Source organism: Qipengyuania psychrotolerans (genome assembly GCF_019711355.1).
Taxonomy (GTDB): domain Bacteria; phylum Pseudomonadota; class Alphaproteobacteria; order Sphingomonadales; family Sphingomonadaceae; genus Qipengyuania; species Qipengyuania psychrotolerans.
Genome location: NZ_CP081297.1, coordinates 672,905 through 689,579, shown reverse-complemented (window position 1 = coordinate 689,579; position 16,675 = coordinate 672,905). Strand labels below are relative to the sequence as shown.

The following is a 16,675-nucleotide window of genomic DNA, read 5'->3' as shown; positions in this document are numbered from 1 at the left end:
GTCTTTTGCGCACCTACCGACGGCGGTAGACGAGCGTAAGGTTGTTTGCCGGCATCTCGTAGCGAGCCGTCCGTCGCAGCCCGTGGCCCTTCGCCAGCTCATCGACGAATTCCAGCTGCCTCAGACCCCATTCCGGATTGCGCTGTTTCAGGCTTGCATCGAAAGCCAGGTTAGAAGGTGCAGGGTCCACCCCAGCCTCAAGATATGGACCGTAAAGGATTAGCGGCCCGCCCTGTTCAAGAACGGTCTCGGAACCCGCAAAGAGACCTTCGGTCGCGCAAATCGGACTGATATGCACCATGTTGACGCACAGTATCGCGTCAGCGCGTTTGATCGGCCATTCCGCTTCACTCGCATCCAGCGCCAGCGATGGGCGGATATTGATGAGCCCGGCTTCCTCGGCCCAGGCATCGATCGATGACAGCGCTTCGGTATCCAGATCGGTCGGCTGCCAATTCAACGCGGGAAAGCGCCTTGCCATGAACACCGCATGCTCACCTGATCCGCTGGCGATTTCGAGCACAGTGCCGCCGCCGGGCAGTTCGCGTTGCAGCACGTCTGCGAGCGGCGATGAATTGCGCGCAGTTGCCGGAGCGTGACGCTTCATGGCGCTGGCCTCAATTGACCTGCCGTTCGCGTCCTTCCCAGTAGGGCGCCCGCAAGTCCTTGCGAAGGATCTTGCCGCTGGCGTTGCGCGGCATGACGTCGATCACGTCCACGCTTTTCGGGACCTTGAATTTTGCCAAGCGCTCGCTCGTCCAGGCGATGATCTGGTCTGGATCAATATCGGCACCGGGCTTGGGCACGATGCAGGCTTTCACCGCCTCGCCCCAGCGTTCGTCGGGAACACCGATTACCGCTACCTCGCCGACACTGGGATGGCCATAGATCGCGCTTTCCACCTGCGCCGGATAGACGTTTTCGCCGCCCGTGATGATCATGTCCTTGATCCTGTCCTGGATGAACACATAGCCGTCATCATCCATGTATGCTGCATCGCCGGTGTGCATCCAGCCATCTCTCAGCGAACTTTCGGTCGCGTCCGGCAAGTTCCAGTAACAGGCCATGTTTGACGGGCTTTTGCAGACCAGCTCGCCCACTTCGCCGCGCGGCAGTTCCTCACCATCTTCGCCGATGATTTTCAGCTCGGCACCGGGAACAGCCTTGCCGGCCGATTTCATCCGCTCATTCCCCTCGAGCGAGTGGTCTTCCGGCGGCAGCGCGGCGATCGTGCCCGTGGTTTCGGTCATCCCGTAACATTGCAGAAAACCTGCATCGGGGATCGTCCTCACCGCTTCGCGAAGCAGTTCGAGGGGGATCGGGGCTGCGCCATACAGCACGTATTTGACCGCCGACATATCGGTGTCTTTGGCACGCGGGTGCTGGACGACCATTTGCAGCGCGGCAGGAACGATGAACAAGCGTGTTATGCCTTGCTCGAACGCGTCGAGTACGCCGTCGGGCGTAAACTCTGCCTGCACGATCGAGCGGATGCCCGCTCCCATTGCCATGATGCCCAGTCCAGTCCCGCCAATATGCGCGCATGGCATGCACACGAGGATCGCTTCTTCCTCGTCGAACACTGACCAGGGCTGTTGCTCTACCTCGCTGGGCACGCGCAGTGAAAACAAATTGGCGTTCGTCAGGACCGCACCCTTGGGATTGCCAGTGGTGCCCGAGGTATAAAGCTGGAGGACAGCGTCGTGGGGCCCGGCAGCTTCGAAGCCATCCGCCGGTGCCTGCTCGATCGCAGCCAGTGCTTCCGATTGACCCATGACCCGGGGCGGCGCGTCGAGCTGAGAGCATGACTTGCTGGCAAGTTCTCCGAAGCCTTCTCCGGTGAAAAGGATCTTCGCGCCGGTGTCTTGCAAGATGTATGCGATTTCGGGCGCAGCGAGCCGCCAGCCGATAGGAACAGTCACCACGCCTACTCGCGCGGCAGAATAGAACAGTTCGAAATAGTGGCGGGCGTTCTTGCCGAGCCAAGCGATGCGGTCACCCTTGAGGGCACCATTTGCCTTCAACATGGCGATAATCTGGCGGCTGCGCTGGTCTAGCTGGCCGAAGGTGAGCGCGTCATCGCCCTCTTCCAAGGCAACATTGTCGCCGCGTTCCTGCGCCCAGTGGCGGATGAACTGATCGAATGTCAGCTTGGGCGCGCTCGCTTGGTCCATATTGGCTCTCCTCTGCCGCGCATCATGCCACGCGTATGATGGAGAGCAAGCTCCCTATGTCCAGCGGCCAGCTTCACGAGCGCGTTTCTCGCGCACCAGCAACCAGACGGCCAAGCCCAGGGGACCTGCAAGGAATGTGGCCAGCAGGATTGGCACCTGCAGCAAGCGGGAGAACCCCTTGGCGTCAGCATCGCGCGCAATCCAGAGGCCGACGAACAGGTCGAACGCGAGATAATGGATCCATCCTATCGTCACACCTGCATCGCTGGCAAAGATCGCCCGAATGCCCTCGATAGTGGTGAAATTCGCGCCGCCTTCAGATCCTGAAGGGATCAGGCCGCCGAGAACGCTCAGCAGCAAAACGGCATAAGTCAGGCTGAGAAGCCCTACCCCGATATAGAGTATCGCCGCGAGCAAAGCGGGTTTGCGCGGCAATACAATCAGGCACAGCCACATGACCATGGCGAGTGCATTTGCGACGCTGAAAAGCGTGTCCCACATTTCTATTCCTCCACCAGCAATGGCAGCCGCTTCGATGCCCGAATTATACCGTCATTGTCGTGGACGAACCGCCCCCTCGCGGCGCTTTTGGCCAGTGCCAAGGCGGCCTGCGCAACGGTTTCAGCCTTGATGGCGCGATATTGGCGATACTTGCCGTGCATCAGCATATTGGCGAGCGGCGCTGCGGCAATACCCAGGCGTTCCGCCGTGCGCCGATCATTTTCGCGTTTGCCGCGCAGTAGTCCAGGACGCAGGATGTCGAGCCGGTCGAACCGAATCTTGGTGAGCTCACGCTCAGTCTCACCCTTCACGCGCAGGTAGAAGGTTTTCGACATCGGGTCGGCCCCGGCCGAGCTGACCACGACAAAGCGGTCGACACCGTGTTCTTTCGCCGCGCGCGCGGTTTGCAACACGAGGTCTTGATCCACGGCGCGGAAAGCCGCCTCATCCTCGCCAGCTTTCTTCCACGTCGTGCCGAGCGCACAAATCACCGCCTTGGGCCGCATTGCTTCAAGCACCTCGCCCCATTTGTCGGGTTCCGCAACGAAGAGCTCCATCCGGATGCCCTTGGGCAGTTGGGCTTCGCGCCGGGCGATGGCGGACAGGCGCACGTCCTCGCGGCCAATGCACTCGGCCATCACCTTGCCGCCAATCAGTCCGGTGGCACCAATCAGGCAGATGCGCGTCGCGTCGTCAGACATTGGATAACCCCTGCGGTGCCCGACCAAAGATCTGCGTGCATTGATCGATGGCAAAGCGATCCGTCATTCCGGCGATAAAATCGGCGATATGGCGGCTCTTGCCCGGCTCATCGGAAGGAAGACGGTCCAGCCAGTCGTCCGGCATGGTGGTGGGGTCCTGCTGATAAGCTACGAAGAGCCGCGCGATCACATCCCGCGCACGCTCTGCAGTCTGGATCTGTTCGGGATGGTAGTACAGCCGCTGATACATGAACTTCTTCAACGCCCGCTCCTGATCTGCCAATTCGGGCGAAAACCCGGCCAGTTGCTTGCCCGCTTCACGCACTTCATCAGCACTGGAGAGCCCTCTCGCCTGTTCCCGCGTGTGCTCGAGCACGTCGTTTACCATCAATCCTATCTGCGAACGCACAAGTTCACGCAGGCGCAAATCGAGTGATGCGTGCGGGAAACGTTTCTCGACGCGGCGATACTGATCGGCGAGGAAGTCGACCTCCATCAGATCGTCGAGTGACAGGAAGCCGGCGCGCAGGCCGTCGTCGATGTCGTGATTGTCGTAAGCGATATCGTCAGCCACTGCGGCGACCTGCGCTTCCAGTGAAGGCCACTGACCCAGCTCGAGCGGGTAGGCCTTGTCGATGTCCGCCAGCGCCCAGTTCGGCGCGTGGATCGGGCCGTTATGCTTGGCGAAACCTTCCAGCGTTTCCCAGGTCAGGTTGAGACCCGGGTGGTCGGGATAATTGCACTCGAGCCGGGCAAGCATGCGAATGCCTTGCGCATTATGATCGTAGCCCCCGGCCTGGACCATCGCCTCTTCCAGCGCCTTTTCCCCGGCGTGACCGAAAGGCGGATGGCCGATGTCGTGAGCCAGGCAGAGCGCTTCTGTCAGGTCCTCATCAAGACCAAGTTCGCGTGCAATCACGCGGCCAATCTGTGCCACTTCGATGCTGTGCGTCAGCCGCGTGCGGTAGTGATCGCCGTCCGGTGCAACGAACACCTGCGTCTTCGATCGCAGGCGCCTAAACGCAATCGAGTGAATGATCCGGTCGCGGTCACGCTGGAATTCGCTGCGCGGACCACGCGCACCTTTTCGGTCTTCGGAAAACTCCCGTCCGCGCGAAGCGGCAGGATCAGCGGCGTAAGGGGCTCTTTGCATGCAGCCGCAAGGCTTAGGTCAGCCGATTCCTCGCGACAACGTGAACGAAATGGGAACGTCGCCGCTTATCGGCGAAAAGCAGGTCAGAGCGCGATAAAACACGCTGAACGGCCTCAGGCTTCTCCCATGATCCATTTGGCTGCGTCGCGGCAGTGAATGGCCGTGGAATCGAAAACAGGCAGCACATTTGCGTCCGTGTCGACCACCAGTTCCAGTTCCGTGCACGCCAGCACAATCGCCTTGGCGCCTTCCTTGTCCTTGTTGGTGATGATGGTCTTGAGGGCACGTTCGGCAGACCGGGTCACACGGCCCAGCATGAGCTCTTTGTAAATAATGCCATCGACCAGTTCGACATCGTTCGGATCGGGAGGAAGGAGATCAACTCCGTGAGCCACCAACCGCTGACGATAGAAGCTTTCGGTCATGATGTAGCGCGTGCCCAGAACCGCTGCGCTCTCGCATCCGGCTTCTTTCATTGCCGCGCCCACGCTGTCGGCAATGTGGAGCACGGGGATCGAGATACCCTCGACCACGCGGTCGTAGACCTTGTGCATGGTATTGGCGGCGATGATAATGCCTTCTGCGCCGGCAGATTCGAGCCTGCGCGCACTTTCAAGGATAAGGGATGCCACCTGATCCCAGTCATCAGCCTGCTTGGCTTTGGCGATCAGCGAATAATCCAGGCTTTCGATCAGCATCGGCGCACTGGCCAAGAAATTCGAACTGCGTTGGATTTCCTTGTTGATACGCTCGTAATACGCGCGGGTAGAGATCCAGCTCATGCCCCCGATGAGACCCAGTTTGCGCAAAGGTGCGCTCCTTCCTGATACCCTGTCCCGGCCACCCCTCGTAGCCGTGTTTCAAGGCATTAGAACGGGCATGTCCTATTGGGGTTCCGCGACTTCGGCAGGTTCCGTCAAAGTGACTTCGGAAAGCCACACTGCAAGGTCGGACGCGCTACGTTCGGCGACCTCTTCCATGGGAATGTGGCCAATGCCCTCATATTCGACCAGCGTGGAGTTGGGCAGGTGCTCCGCATACCATTTACCCGCTTCGAACGGGACGAGCGCATCTTCTGTCCCCCACATTACGAGCGTCGGCACCTTCATGCTGGTGGCCTGATCCGCGGAGAAGGTTTCGCGCGGTGTCTGAAAGCGTTTGCGCGTGGCATCGCGGTTGCCCGGATAGCGGGCCATTTCCCAATACCGGTCGATCGCCGCGTCGGTCACCACGTCCTGGTTGGACACGCTTTGCGACAGGCTCTTTGCCACGAGTGCACGAGGCAGAACTTGGCTCAGGCCTTCCCCGACAACCGGCATGGTCGCCAGAGTGAAAGCGAGGTTTCCGCCCCCCTCCCGCTCAATCGGCGCGCCAGACGCATCGACAAGCACCAGGGCTTCGAGCCGCTCCGGATGTTCGAGCGCATAGGCCATCGCAATCGAGCCCCCCATCGAATTGCCGATAAGCGTGAAGGTACTCAGTCCCATCGTGTCAGCGACAGCTCCGACATCGGCTACGAAACTATCGCGTGAATAGTCGGCATTGGCAGCGGGTCCGGTCAGGCCATGGCCGCGTTGATCATAACGGATCACGCGGTAATCCTCTCGCATGATTTCGGCCCACTTTTGCCAGGTCATCAGATCCGCATTCGACCCATGGAGCAACATGATAACGGGCGCATCACGCGGCCCTTCGTCGCGTAAATGGACGGTTCTACCATCGGCTAGCTGCACCAACTGCGAGGGCGCGGTGCCATATTTGGCCCACATCTCATCTCTGTCGGTGTCGGGCACGCGAAGGAACAGGAATGCGACCACCCCGATGACAAGCAGGGCGGCCAAGCCGCGGACAATCCATTTCATTCAGGCATCTCCTGGATCCAGCGGCGTACGACCTCCGCACCTTCGCGGTCTATCGTGGCTTTGCCCAATTCGGGCATGGCCACGCCGGGTTCATTGCTCATCATACGGTGCAGCAGAATGGATTGGCCCGGCTGTCCGGGGACCACATCAAACAGCAAGCCGCCCGCACCGCGTCCAGCGGCCACCGGCCGTTTCATCACACCGAGCGCGTGGGGATCATCCTGTTCCCACCGCAAATCCAACCCGCTGTTCGAAGCGGTCGCGCCGGGACGGTGGCAGTGAGCGCAGTTTACATCGAGGAATGCGCGGGCAGTTGCTTCGGTGCTTGCTTCCGAGCGGTCTTCCCAAACTGGCAAGGCATCCGCGCCTTGTGGCACTTGGTCCAGATTGGCCGAAAGCCAGCTTCGCGACATGTTGCGGGCCTTGGGTCCGATGGGCACAACGGCGCCATCCACCCCGTGACATTCCTTGCACTGGTTCTTGTTCGGCACACGGTAGCTGATCTCCTCGCCGCCGGGCGCCTTCACCGGGATGCGGGCTCCGGCAATCGCAAGGCGGGCCTGCGTTTGCTCCTCGTTCCACACGTAGGGAAGCGCAAGCCAGCCGCTCTCGCGGTGAAGCAGCACGCGGGTTTCGATCAGGCGGCGCTCCTCACCATCTCCAAAGGCGAAAGTCTTGATCAGCGCGCTACCAACCGGGAAGCTGAGCAGGCCCTCTCCACCTGCCTCCATCTTGGTGCCGGGTGGCAAATAGACGAACCGCAGCTTTTCCGCCCCATCGGAATAGAGCGGCGTATTCAGGCGGTACGGCGTCACGCCGATCGTTGGAATTTGCGCGTCCGCATGGATGAAGAAGCCAAACTCGTCGAGGGTCCGCGGGAGGCCCTCGCCCTGGATGACCGCGTCTGCAACGACCGGCGCTGCGCGGCGAGCCTCGACAGCCACTGCCGAAGCAAAAGTCAGCGCCGCACAGGCAAGCCAGCCCGCCCCTTTCATCCACCGAGCCTTGCATCAAGTTCTGCAGGCGCTCCGATACCTTCGCGATTGAAGCCTGCTTGCGGCGCGCCGACCGACATCGGTCCGGGCTGCGCCCCGCCGAGACCCTTGCCCGCTTCTGGCAGATTGAGCGTCCAACCGGCCGTGCCTTCCACTGCGGACAGCGAACCCAGCCCGTCCCACAGGACTGGCGGCAATTCGCCGCCAAATGCTGCGAGCAGCATTTCAGCGCCGTCAAGCTGCGGATCGTAGCCGCCACCGTCATACGTATTGGGGCCAACCACAACCTCGCGCGGAAGCGGGTTGTACCGCTCGTCATCATAGGGCTGGGTATAGGCAATCACCATCACCGGAGCGGTCGGGTTCCTGGACAGGATGTTGTTTTCGATCAGCACATTGTCATTGGCCATCACCATGATGCCTGTCCCGCGCCGCACACCGGCCACGATATTCCCGGGAGGCGCGAAATTCGGCGTATCGTTTGCCACCACGAGGTTGTTGGCCACCACGACATTGCCGCCCCCCATTACCGGCAGGTTGGGCAGGTCGAAGACGAGTATTCCGCCCGTATTGCGCGTAGCGATATTGTGTTCGACGAGTGCATTGCGGCTATTCTCGATTTCGATGCCTGCGACATTTGCCTCCGCGATGGAATTGCGCACGGTAATCCGGTTCGACTGCCCGACATAGATGCCCGCATCGCTCGCACCAGTGACCTTTGCACCGTCGATCAGGACGCCGGTGCTTTCGACCGGATAGATGCCGTAGGCCCCGTTTTCCGGATGCGGGCCGCGAGTCCACGTAACGCGGATGCGGTAATAGACGATGTTATCCGCGCCCTTGGACTTTATCCCGTCACCTTTGGGATTCTCCAGCGCGAAATCTCGCAGGATCACATCGTCGGACGTAACGAAGAGCCCCTCGCCCGCGCCTTGCTGTTCCGTGAAATCAAGGACCGTGCCGTCCATTCCCGCGCCGCGCACGGTCACGCCGTCCACATCGAGGCTGAGACCGTCGCTCAGGAGGTAGCGCCCTGCTTCGAGAACGATCTCGTCACCCGGTTCGGCCATGATCAGCGCTTCTTGCAGGCGCTCCTGCGCACCGTCACCCGGTGAGATCTTGTATGTTTCGGCGAAGGCTGGCGCAGCACTAGCCAGAAGCGCGGCGGCAATGGTCAATCTGAACATGAGTCTCTCCCTTGCAACCTATTGTGCCGCAAGGAGATACGATTGCAAGCTGTGCCGAACCCCAAGAATTCAGCAGGTACTGTCTAACGTGCGGTGAATGAGCAGATTGCGGCCGATGAACCGACCACTTCGATGGCTTCGCGGTCATCAACGCGGCGAAGCCGTTCCAGGAATTCGGACATCGAAAGAGGCACGGCATCCTCGCCCTCCCTCGCCTGCAGGTTTTCTAGCTTGCGCAGCTGGTTGAGGGATAGTCTTTCGGACATTCGGGTGCCCATGCACGCGGCAACCGGCTGAGGTATGCCCTTGTCGACCAGCACGGCCTCGATCCTGCCAGCAGTGACCCGCTCGACACCGCCGAACCAGCCCCACAGCCCAATCCCCACCACGGCGAGGAGGGCAAGAACGATCAGCATTTTGCGCATTGTTTCAGTCCATCGCCTTCACGATTTCCTCGACCATCTTCTTAGCATCGGACAGCAGCATCATGGTCTGGTCCATGTAGAAGACATCGTTGTCGACGCCCGCATAGCCTACACCGCCCATGGAGCGCTTGATGAAGAAGACCTGCTTGGCCTTGTCCACATCGAACACGGGCATGCCGTAGATGGGCGATGACTTGTCGGTCTTGGCGGCCGGGTTCACCACGTCGTTCGCGCCGATGATGAAGGCGACATCGGCCTGCGCGAACTCGGAGTTGATGTCTTCGAGCTCGAACACCTTGTCATAGTCGACGCTGGCTTCGGCTAGCAGCACGTTCATGTGCCCCGGCATGCGCCCCGCGACGGGGTGGATGGCGAATTTAACGTCGACGCCCTTTTCCTCGAGGATGTCGGCCATCTCGCGCAGCGCGTGTTGCGCCTGCGCTACTGCCATGCCGTAACCCGGGATGATGATGACCTTTTCCGCCTGTTCGAGCATGAAAGCCGCATCGGCAGCGCTGCCCTGTTTGTATGGGCGCTGCTCCTTCGCCTCTCCGCCGCCTGCGCCGCCGCTGTCGGCTCCGAACCCGCCCGCGATAACGCTGATGAAACTGCGGTTCATCGCGCGGCACATGATGTAGCTGAGGATCGCGCCCGAGGAGCCGACCAGCGCGCCGGTGATGATCATGGCTGTATTGCCGAGCGTGAAGCCCATCGCCGCCGCTGCCCAGCCCGAATAGCTGTTCAGCATCGAGACCACGACCGGCATGTCCGCCCCGCCGATGGGGATGATGAGCAGGAAGCCGATGAGGAAGGCGAGCACGGTTAGCGCGATGATGAGCGGCATAGTTTCGGTGGGACTAGCCATTGCGAAGAGTGCGGTCAGCACGATGATAGCTGCCAGCGTGCCCAGGTTGATAACATGGCGCGCAGGCAGCAGGATCGGCGAACCGCTCATCCGGCCCGACAGCTTGGCAAAGGCGATGACCGAGCCGGAGAAGGTAATTGCACCGATAGCGATGCCGAGGCCCATCTCGACCTTGGAAACCGCGCCGATACCGGTGTCGGTGAGCAGGCCGAAAGCGCCCGGATTGAGATAGGCCGCCCAGCCCACCAGCACTGCGGCGAGGCCGACGAGGCTATGGAAGGCCGCGACCAGCTCGGGCATCGCGGTCATGGCGATGCGGCGGGCTATGGTGACGCCGATGATTGCACCGATGGCAATAGCAGCGAGAATTTCGCCGATAGACGCCCAATCGGGAGTGATCACACCTCCACAAGGTCCTGGCCCGTCAAAGCCAAAGGACCCCGAACAATCTATCGTGCTGGGGTCAATATAGGGCCAATGAGTAAGCAACGTCGTCACCACCGCGATAAGCATGCCGATCATGCCGAAGCGGTTGCCCGTCCGGCTCGTCGCAGGCGAGGACAGGCCGCGCAGCGCGAGGATGAAGAACACGCCCGACACGAGATAGGCGAGCGCGACCCACGGGTTCACCGCCTCGCCTGTTGAGGCGGCAGCAGGGGTGGCAAGCGCCAGAAAGGGCGCAGCAAGGAGAAGGCGACGCATCACTTCTTCTCCTTCTTCTTGTACATGGCGAGCATTCTCGCCGTCACCGCGAACCCGCCGAAGATGTTCACACTGGCGAGCACGATGCCGAGCAGCCCCAACCACTTCGCCCCCGGGACATCCGCCGCCGCCGCCGCAATCAACGCGCCGACGATGATGACCGAGGAAATGGCATTGGTCACCGCCATCAGCGGCGTGTGCAGCGCGGGCGTTACAGACCAGACAACATAATAGCCGACGAAACACGCCAGCACGAAAATCGACAGGATGCTGATGAAGTCCATAGTGTGCCTATCCCGGAACGTAGAATGCTCTCGTCGATGTCTTGCCAAGGATCACCGGACGTATCGGTAGGGGTCGAACAACTTCGAACTGCGCACCATCTTTGGTCATGGAAGTCACCCTGAACCGGCCTCCGAATAGCTCCAGTTCGCCATCAGGCCCCAGCTCGTAGCGGTCGTAGGAAATCGTCTCGGCCTCGCTGCCCTGACCGATCCTCAGCGCGACGAATACGACGTCCTTTTTCGGGAGCGCGCGGCGCAGAACAAACCGCATCGTGTAGTCCACCGGATAGGGCCGCTTAGTCGAGAGGTTGTAAGGAACGGGTTCGTCCAGCGCGCGCCAATCAATGCCCCGCTCTTGCATGACCGGAAATACCGAGGCCTCGCCACCGGTGGTCATAGCGCGGTCGAAAACGCCGTCACGATCATCGTCTCGCAGACATACGAAGACGCGCACCATCCTGTCATATTGGGGTGGGGCATCAGGATCCTTGTTGGACGACGCACAATAGGCAATTCCATCGCTGCTGGCTGCCTGAAACAACACAGTATCGGCAGCCAGGTAGCGCGTCATGACGCTTCCGGGCACAGCGATCTTCCGTGGCAGCGTGACAGTGACACCTGAAACGACCGGCACGGTGTAGAAGGCATCGTTCTCGTCTACGAAGCCCTCGGCTGCTTCGCCGCCATCGGGTGCGGTAACGAACAGTGGCACGATAGACGATCGCGCACTGACGGGGACCGTAGAAGCGCAGAAGACCGCAACAACAGCAGTCGAGAGGATAGAGAGACGCTTCATGTGAGCCTCTCGTTCACGACCTTGCCACCCTGCGTCAGCCGCACGGCATTGCCGATTTCATCGTCGAGGATGGGCTTGCCCGACTCACTATCCCAGAAAGCGGAAAGGAAGTTGAACAAATTGCGCGCGAACAGCGCCGAGGCGTCGGCTGCCAGATGCGTTGCGGTGTTGGAGAAACCGATGATCTTGACGCCGTGCTTAACCACGGTCTCGTCGGGAGAGGATCCCTCGACATTGCCGCCTTGCGCCACGGCAAGGTCGAAGATCACGCTGCCCGGCTTCATCGAAGCAATCTGAGCATCCGAAATTAGGCGCGGCGCTGGACGCCCAGGGATCAACGCGGTGGTGATCACGATGTCCTGCTTGGCGATGTGGCTGGACACCAGTTCGGCCTGCGCCTTCTGGTATTCCTCGCTCATCTCGGTGGCGTAGCCGCCCGAGCCTTCGCCCTCGATGCCTGCGACTTCCTCGACGAATACCGGCTTGGCACCGAGCGACTGGATCTGCTCCTTGGTCGCGCTGCGTACATCGGTTGCGCTCACCTGCGCGCCCAACCGCTTGGCGGTCGCAATTGCCTGCAAGCCCGCCACGCCCACGCCCATCACGAAGACCTTCGCCGCCTGCACCGTGCCAGCAGCGGTCATCATCATGGGGAAAGCGCGGCCATATTCGTTGGCCGCAGTGAGAACCGCCTTGTAGCCGGCAAGGTTCGATTGGCTGGAAAGTACGTCCATGCTCTGCGCACGCGTTATGCGCGGCATGAATTCCATGCTCAGCGCTTCGAGACCGGCCTTGGCATAATCGTCGACGCGAGCCTTTTCACGGAACGGGTCGAACGTCGCGGCCACCCATGCCCCCGGCTTCGCGCCCGACAGCATGGCGACGTCAGGGGCCTGGACGCCCAGCACGATATCCGCACCGGCCACGACAGATGCTGCCGGAGCGATTTCGGCTCCTGCATCTCGGTACGCTTCGTCGCTGATCGAAGCGCCTGCCCCGGCACCTTGTTCGACCGCGACTTCCGCGCCCAGTGCGATGAATTTCTTTGCCGTTTCCGGCGTGATGGCGACGCGGCTTTCGCCCGCCGCACGTTCAGCCAGAACAGCGATCCGCATCTAAAGCGCGCTCAACCTGAAATCAGGATGACGACGACCGCTGCAATGATGGCAATCACTGGAATTGCCCATTTAAGCATTCCAATGAAGGAGCCATAGGTCTTGCTATGCGCCTTCATGTCATTGCCGGATTTCATATTCAGTCCCTCAAAAATAAAACGATTCAATCAATCCTCTAGAACGCACTCTCGACAACGACAAGGGGATGAGTTCGCGGAAGTACGCCGAATCCCACGCTTAATCGCCCATTTACCCCTTTGCCGTAAACCATCGCCGGACAGTGTCGCGTGGTGCGACATGGTGATGGGAGCGCGAAGCAGTTATGGCGACACAGGACGACCGCCTGTTGATGCTGATCGACGATGAACCGGCCCAAAGCCGGCTCGTCACCGCGCTTGCCGCACGTGAAGGATGGCGCACAGTCGTGGTGGAAAGCTGCGAAGAAGCGCAGGAAACCCTGTCGTCCAAGGAAGGCGCACAGGTCGCTGCCGTATTGCTCGACCAATGGGTGCCAGGCGATGATGCATGTATTTTCATCCGCAGCCTCAAGGATGCACGCCCCACCCTCCCGATCATGATGCTAACCGCCAGCACCTCGCCGGTGCTTGCTGTCGAGGCGATGCGCGCGGGCGCAACGGATTATCTTATCAAGCCTATCGCACCGGAACGCCTGCTGTCCGCATTGCGAAGTGCAACGCACCGCGAAGCTCCCAAAGACGAATTGCAGCCGATGACGGAGAAGCTTTCCGAAGAGCTCGATTTCGATGCGATGGTTGGCACAGCCGCTCCGTTCCGCACAGCGATTGCGAAAGCGGCGACCGCAGCGCGCGGCCACGGACCTGTCCTCGTCGAAGGCGAGACGGGTACCGGCAAGGAGATGTTGCTGCGAGCGATGCACCAGGCATCGACCCGCGCCAAAGCGCAGGTCCGGCTCGTCAATTGTGCAGGCCTGCCTGGCAATTCGCTCGAGTCCCTGCTGTTCGGCCACGAGAAGGGAGCATTCCCCGGCGCGTTCGACCGGCAGGTCGGACTGCTCCAGACCTGCGATGGCGGAACCTTGATGTTGGACGACATCGACCGGATCGATCTGCCCCTTCAGGAACGGCTCGCCGAAACTCTCAAGACCGGGATTGTGCGCCCAACCGGCGCATCCCACGGCTTCAAAGTTGATGTAAGAGTTTTCGGAGCTTGCGACACGGCTCTCGATCAGCTTGTCGAGGACGGACAATTCTCTGCGGCTCTGCGCGACATCCTGTCTGCCACGCATATCGTGCTTCCGCCCCTGCGTGAGCGGCTTGGCGACATTCCGGCCCTGACACGGTATTTCCTTTCGAGGATTGCCGAGCAACCGGGCCTTAAACACCATTCGATCGCGGACAGCGGTCTCACACTGCTTGAAGCCTACGATTGGCCCGGCAATGTCCGGCAGCTTCAGGCCGTTCTTTTCCGCGCCTGTGTATTCGAGAACCGCGAAGCGCTAACGGCACACAGCTTCCCGCAACTTGCGCAATTGCTGGGCGACAGCCCGGACCGCGGCGAAAGCCGTGCACGCGGGCTCGGCGTCCTGCTTTATGAGGACGACGGAAACCTGCGTCCGCTCGAAGATATCGAGGCCGACATCATCCGCCTCGCCATCGGCCATTATCGCGGCCGGATGACTGAAGTCGCACGCCGGCTCGGCATTGGCCGCTCAACCCTATACCGCAAGCTCAGCGAACTCGGGATCGACAACGCAGCCTGAGCGGCTAAACTCCGCGACCATGCAAAAACTTGACGACAAACTGTGCATGGTAACGGGCGGTGCGCGCGGTATCGGCAAGGCAGTTTGCGCTGCTTTCCTGTCCGAAGGCGCACGCGTTATCCTTACCGATATCGACGAGGACGAAGGCAGGAAAGCTGCTGGCGAACTGGGCTGCGAGTTTGCCAGGCTTGATGTCAGCGACGAAGCCGATTGGAACACGTTCGAACTGGCTTTTCCGGCCATCGATGTGCTGGTCAACAACGCTGGGATCACCGGTTTCGAGGGAGGCCCCGCCGCCCACGATCCCGAAAACGCAAGCCTTGAGGAATGGCGCCGCGTTCACGCCGTCAACACCGACGGTACGTTCATGGGATGCCGCTATGCCCTCAGGGCGATGAAGGCGAAGGGCAGCGGGTCCATCATCAACATGTCTTCGCGTTCAGGCCTAGTCGGCATTCCCGGCGCAGCAGCTTACGCAGCGAGCAAGGCGGCCATTCGCAATCACTCCAAGTCGGTCGCGCTCTACGCGGCGCAGAATGGCTGGGCGATCCGCTGCAATTCGGTCCACCCTGCCGCGATTCTCACACCGATCTGGGAGCCGATGCTGGGCGATGGCCCCGACCGGGACGAGAAGATGGCAGCGCTGGTCGCCGACACACCGCTCAAGCGTTTCGGCACTGTAGAGGAAGTCGCGGCCCTGTGCGTCTACCTCGCGTCGGATGACAGTGGCTACATGACCGGTTCCGAACTCACGCTCGATGGCGGCTTGCTGGCTGGCAGCGCTGCCTCGCCAGGTTAGCCCGGCAGGTCAGAAAAATCCGTAAGCGCCGCATCGCGAAGGCCGCGCCAAACGTTGCGCGCCTGCACGGTCTCGGCAACATCATGGACCCGTACAACCTGAGCCCCGCCCCGCATCGCTTCCAGTGCCAGCGCGATGCTGCCGCCCAGTCGGTCTTCCACGGGCGCCTCCTTGCTGAGTGCGCCGATCATGCGCTTGCGGCTGGCCCCGAAGAGCAGCGGGTGGCCCAGCGCATGGAACAGCGGCAGCGCGTTGATCAGCGCCAGGTTCTCGCCCAGCGACTTGCCAAAGCCGATGCCCACGTCGAGCAGGATGTTGCCTTTGTCGATCCCCGCCGCCAGCGCCGCATCGCGGCGGGCGCGCAGGGCGTCGAACACATCGAACACCACATTGTCATAGTCTGCGCCGGAGTGAAGGTCCTCCCCCGCCCCTCCGGGCGCATGCATCAGCACGACCGGGCAACCGGCTTCCGCAACCACTTCGGCGCTGCGCGGATCATGCGCGAGGCCCGAGACGTCGTTTACCAGATGCGCACCGGCTTCCAGCGCGGCCTGCATGACAGCGGCCTTGCGGGTATCGATGCTGATCGCAGCGCCCATGGCCGAGCACGCTTCGATCGCCGGCACGACCCGCTCGATCTCGTCGCCTTCCCAAAGCGGCTTGGCGCCCGGCCGGGTGCTTTCGCCGCCGATGTCGAGGATTGCAGCACCCGCCTCCACCATCGCGGCGGCATGGTCGCGGCCGGCCTCGCGGTCATCGAGGAAGCGCCCGCCATCGCTGAAGCTGTCGGGCGTGACGTTGAGGATGCCCATCACCTGCGGCTGGTCCAGCGCGATGGAACGCTCCCCCAGTTGCATGGGCGGATGGGCCAAGGTGAGGTTCGCCCACTGCTCTTCCGCATCCGCGCCGATCTCGTCGGGCAGCTGCCCCATCACCTCGTCGATAGTGTCCGGCGAAGCCAGCCATCGCTCCACCACATCCCCGCCCCGCCGAAGGATCACGGCAAAGCGGCTGGCATAGACCATGGTACCGGCCAGCCGGATGGCGTTGCCGTGTTCGGATTGGGGACCTGGCGCGAAGCCCGTGGGGCGGATGTAGACGTGTTGGATCATGTTAGGACTTCCCTAGCAGGGACCCTGCCGGATGGAACACATGGAACACGGTCCTGAGGAAGAAAAGTGGGGGAAGGACGCCAAGAGAAAGGCGCAATCGGTGGCGGAGTGATTTTTGGAAGACCATGGCCCGAGGCATACAGGCACGTCAGAACTGTAGGACAGTCGATATTTCTCAGACAATCGGCAGAAAGCGTGAATTTTTGCCCAAAAGCTGACCGACCGCTAACGACCCGATTGCGGACGTTATTGCGATGATGCGC

18 protein-coding genes are annotated in these 16,675 nt (G+C 61.2%); 2 read left to right on the top strand and 16 right to left on the bottom strand.

From position 1 onward, the window contains the following. Positions 1-13 precede the first annotated feature (13 nt). From K3166_RS03360 to K3166_RS03290, 15 genes are all read right to left on the bottom strand, one after another. On the bottom strand, positions 14-607 hold the full coding sequence (locus K3166_RS03360) for a DUF938 domain-containing protein (RefSeq protein ID WP_221423287.1): 594 nt from the start codon (positions 605-607) through the stop codon (positions 14-16). 10 nt (positions 608-617) lie between these two features. Next, the gene (locus K3166_RS03355; protein ID WP_221423286.1) at positions 618-2,174 is read right to left on the bottom strand and encodes a fatty acid--CoA ligase; all 1,557 of its coding nucleotides are present in this window, start codon (positions 2,172-2,174) and stop codon (positions 618-620) included. Between the two features lie 54 nt (positions 2,175-2,228). Beyond that, on the bottom strand, positions 2,229-2,675 hold the full coding sequence (locus tag K3166_RS03350; protein ID WP_221423285.1) for an ABA4-like family protein: 447 nt from the start codon (positions 2,673-2,675) through the stop codon (positions 2,229-2,231). A gap of 2 nt (positions 2,676-2,677) precedes the next feature. Continuing rightward, positions 2,678-3,376: an NAD(P)H-binding protein gene (locus tag K3166_RS03345; RefSeq protein ID WP_221423284.1), complete on the bottom strand. Its 699-nt coding sequence runs from the start codon at positions 3,374-3,376 to the stop codon at positions 2,678-2,680. Then, complete coding sequence (locus K3166_RS03340; protein ID WP_221423283.1) at positions 3,369-4,529, bottom strand: deoxyguanosinetriphosphate triphosphohydrolase; 1,161 nt, start codon at positions 4,527-4,529, stop codon at positions 3,369-3,371. Before K3166_RS03340 ends, K3166_RS03345 begins: the two co-directional genes overlap by 8 nt. Before the next feature lie 113 nt (positions 4,530-4,642). Next, positions 4,643-5,338, bottom strand: coding sequence for an aspartate/glutamate racemase family protein (locus tag K3166_RS03335; RefSeq protein ID WP_221423282.1), 696 nt, complete (start codon positions 5,336-5,338; stop codon positions 4,643-4,645). A 75-nt stretch (positions 5,339-5,413) separates the two neighbouring features. Beyond that, positions 5,414-6,391, bottom strand: coding sequence for an alpha/beta fold hydrolase (locus K3166_RS03330; protein ID WP_221423281.1), 978 nt, complete (start codon positions 6,389-6,391; stop codon positions 5,414-5,416). Then, positions 6,388-7,386 carry an SO2930 family diheme c-type cytochrome gene (locus K3166_RS03325; RefSeq protein ID WP_221423280.1) on the bottom strand — a complete coding sequence of 333 codons (999 nt, stop codon included), beginning with the start codon at positions 7,384-7,386 and terminating at the stop codon, positions 6,388-6,390. Before K3166_RS03325 ends, K3166_RS03330 begins: the two co-directional genes overlap by 4 nt. Further along, on the bottom strand, positions 7,383-8,573 hold the full coding sequence (locus tag K3166_RS03320) for a parallel beta-helix domain-containing protein (RefSeq protein WP_221423279.1): 1,191 nt from the start codon (positions 8,571-8,573) through the stop codon (positions 7,383-7,385). The genes K3166_RS03325 and K3166_RS03320 overlap by 4 nt, the downstream gene beginning before the upstream one ends. 83 nt (positions 8,574-8,656) lie before the next feature. After that, a complete protein-coding gene (locus tag K3166_RS03315) occupies positions 8,657-8,998 on the bottom strand; it encodes a hypothetical protein (RefSeq protein WP_221423278.1) in 342 nt (113 codons plus the stop codon). 4 nt (positions 8,999-9,002) lie between these two features. Beyond that, complete coding sequence (locus K3166_RS03310; RefSeq protein WP_247714710.1) at positions 9,003-10,565, bottom strand: NAD(P)(+) transhydrogenase (Re/Si-specific) subunit beta; 1,563 nt, start codon at positions 10,563-10,565, stop codon at positions 9,003-9,005. Then, on the bottom strand, positions 10,565-10,849 hold the full coding sequence (locus K3166_RS03305; RefSeq protein ID WP_006833497.1) for an NAD(P) transhydrogenase subunit alpha part 2: 285 nt from the start codon (positions 10,847-10,849) through the stop codon (positions 10,565-10,567). The genes K3166_RS03310 and K3166_RS03305 overlap by 1 nt, the downstream gene beginning before the upstream one ends. A 7-nt stretch (positions 10,850-10,856) precedes the next feature. Continuing rightward, complete coding sequence (locus tag K3166_RS03300) at positions 10,857-11,645, bottom strand: hypothetical protein (RefSeq protein ID WP_221423277.1); 789 nt, start codon at positions 11,643-11,645, stop codon at positions 10,857-10,859. After that, complete coding sequence (locus K3166_RS03295; protein WP_221423276.1) at positions 11,642-12,760, bottom strand: NAD(P) transhydrogenase subunit alpha; 1,119 nt, start codon at positions 12,758-12,760, stop codon at positions 11,642-11,644. The genes K3166_RS03300 and K3166_RS03295 overlap by 4 nt, the downstream gene beginning before the upstream one ends. A gap of 11 nt (positions 12,761-12,771) precedes the next feature. Beyond that, positions 12,772-12,897 (bottom strand): aa3-type cytochrome c oxidase subunit IV, encoded by a 126-nt coding sequence (locus K3166_RS03290; protein WP_221423275.1) that lies wholly within the window; start codon positions 12,895-12,897, stop codon positions 12,772-12,774. Positions 12,898-13,082: 185 nt separating this feature from the next. On the opposite strand from K3166_RS03290, the gene K3166_RS03285 reads away from it, so the two are divergent. Both K3166_RS03285 and K3166_RS03280 read left to right on the top strand, forming a co-directional pair. Further along, positions 13,083-14,501: a sigma-54-dependent transcriptional regulator gene (locus K3166_RS03285; RefSeq protein WP_221423274.1), complete on the top strand. Its 1,419-nt coding sequence runs from the start codon at positions 13,083-13,085 to the stop codon at positions 14,499-14,501. Between the two features lie 19 nt (positions 14,502-14,520). Next, a complete protein-coding gene (locus K3166_RS03280) occupies positions 14,521-15,300 on the top strand; it encodes an SDR family oxidoreductase (protein ID WP_221423273.1) in 780 nt (259 codons plus the stop codon). Here K3166_RS03280 and folP read toward each other — a convergent pair. After that, positions 15,297-16,412, bottom strand: a complete 1,116-nt coding sequence (gene folP, locus K3166_RS03275; protein WP_221423272.1) for a dihydropteroate synthase — start codon at positions 16,410-16,412, stop codon at positions 15,297-15,299. The genes K3166_RS03280 and folP overlap by 4 nt on opposite strands. Between the last annotated feature and the right edge of the window lie 263 nt (positions 16,413-16,675).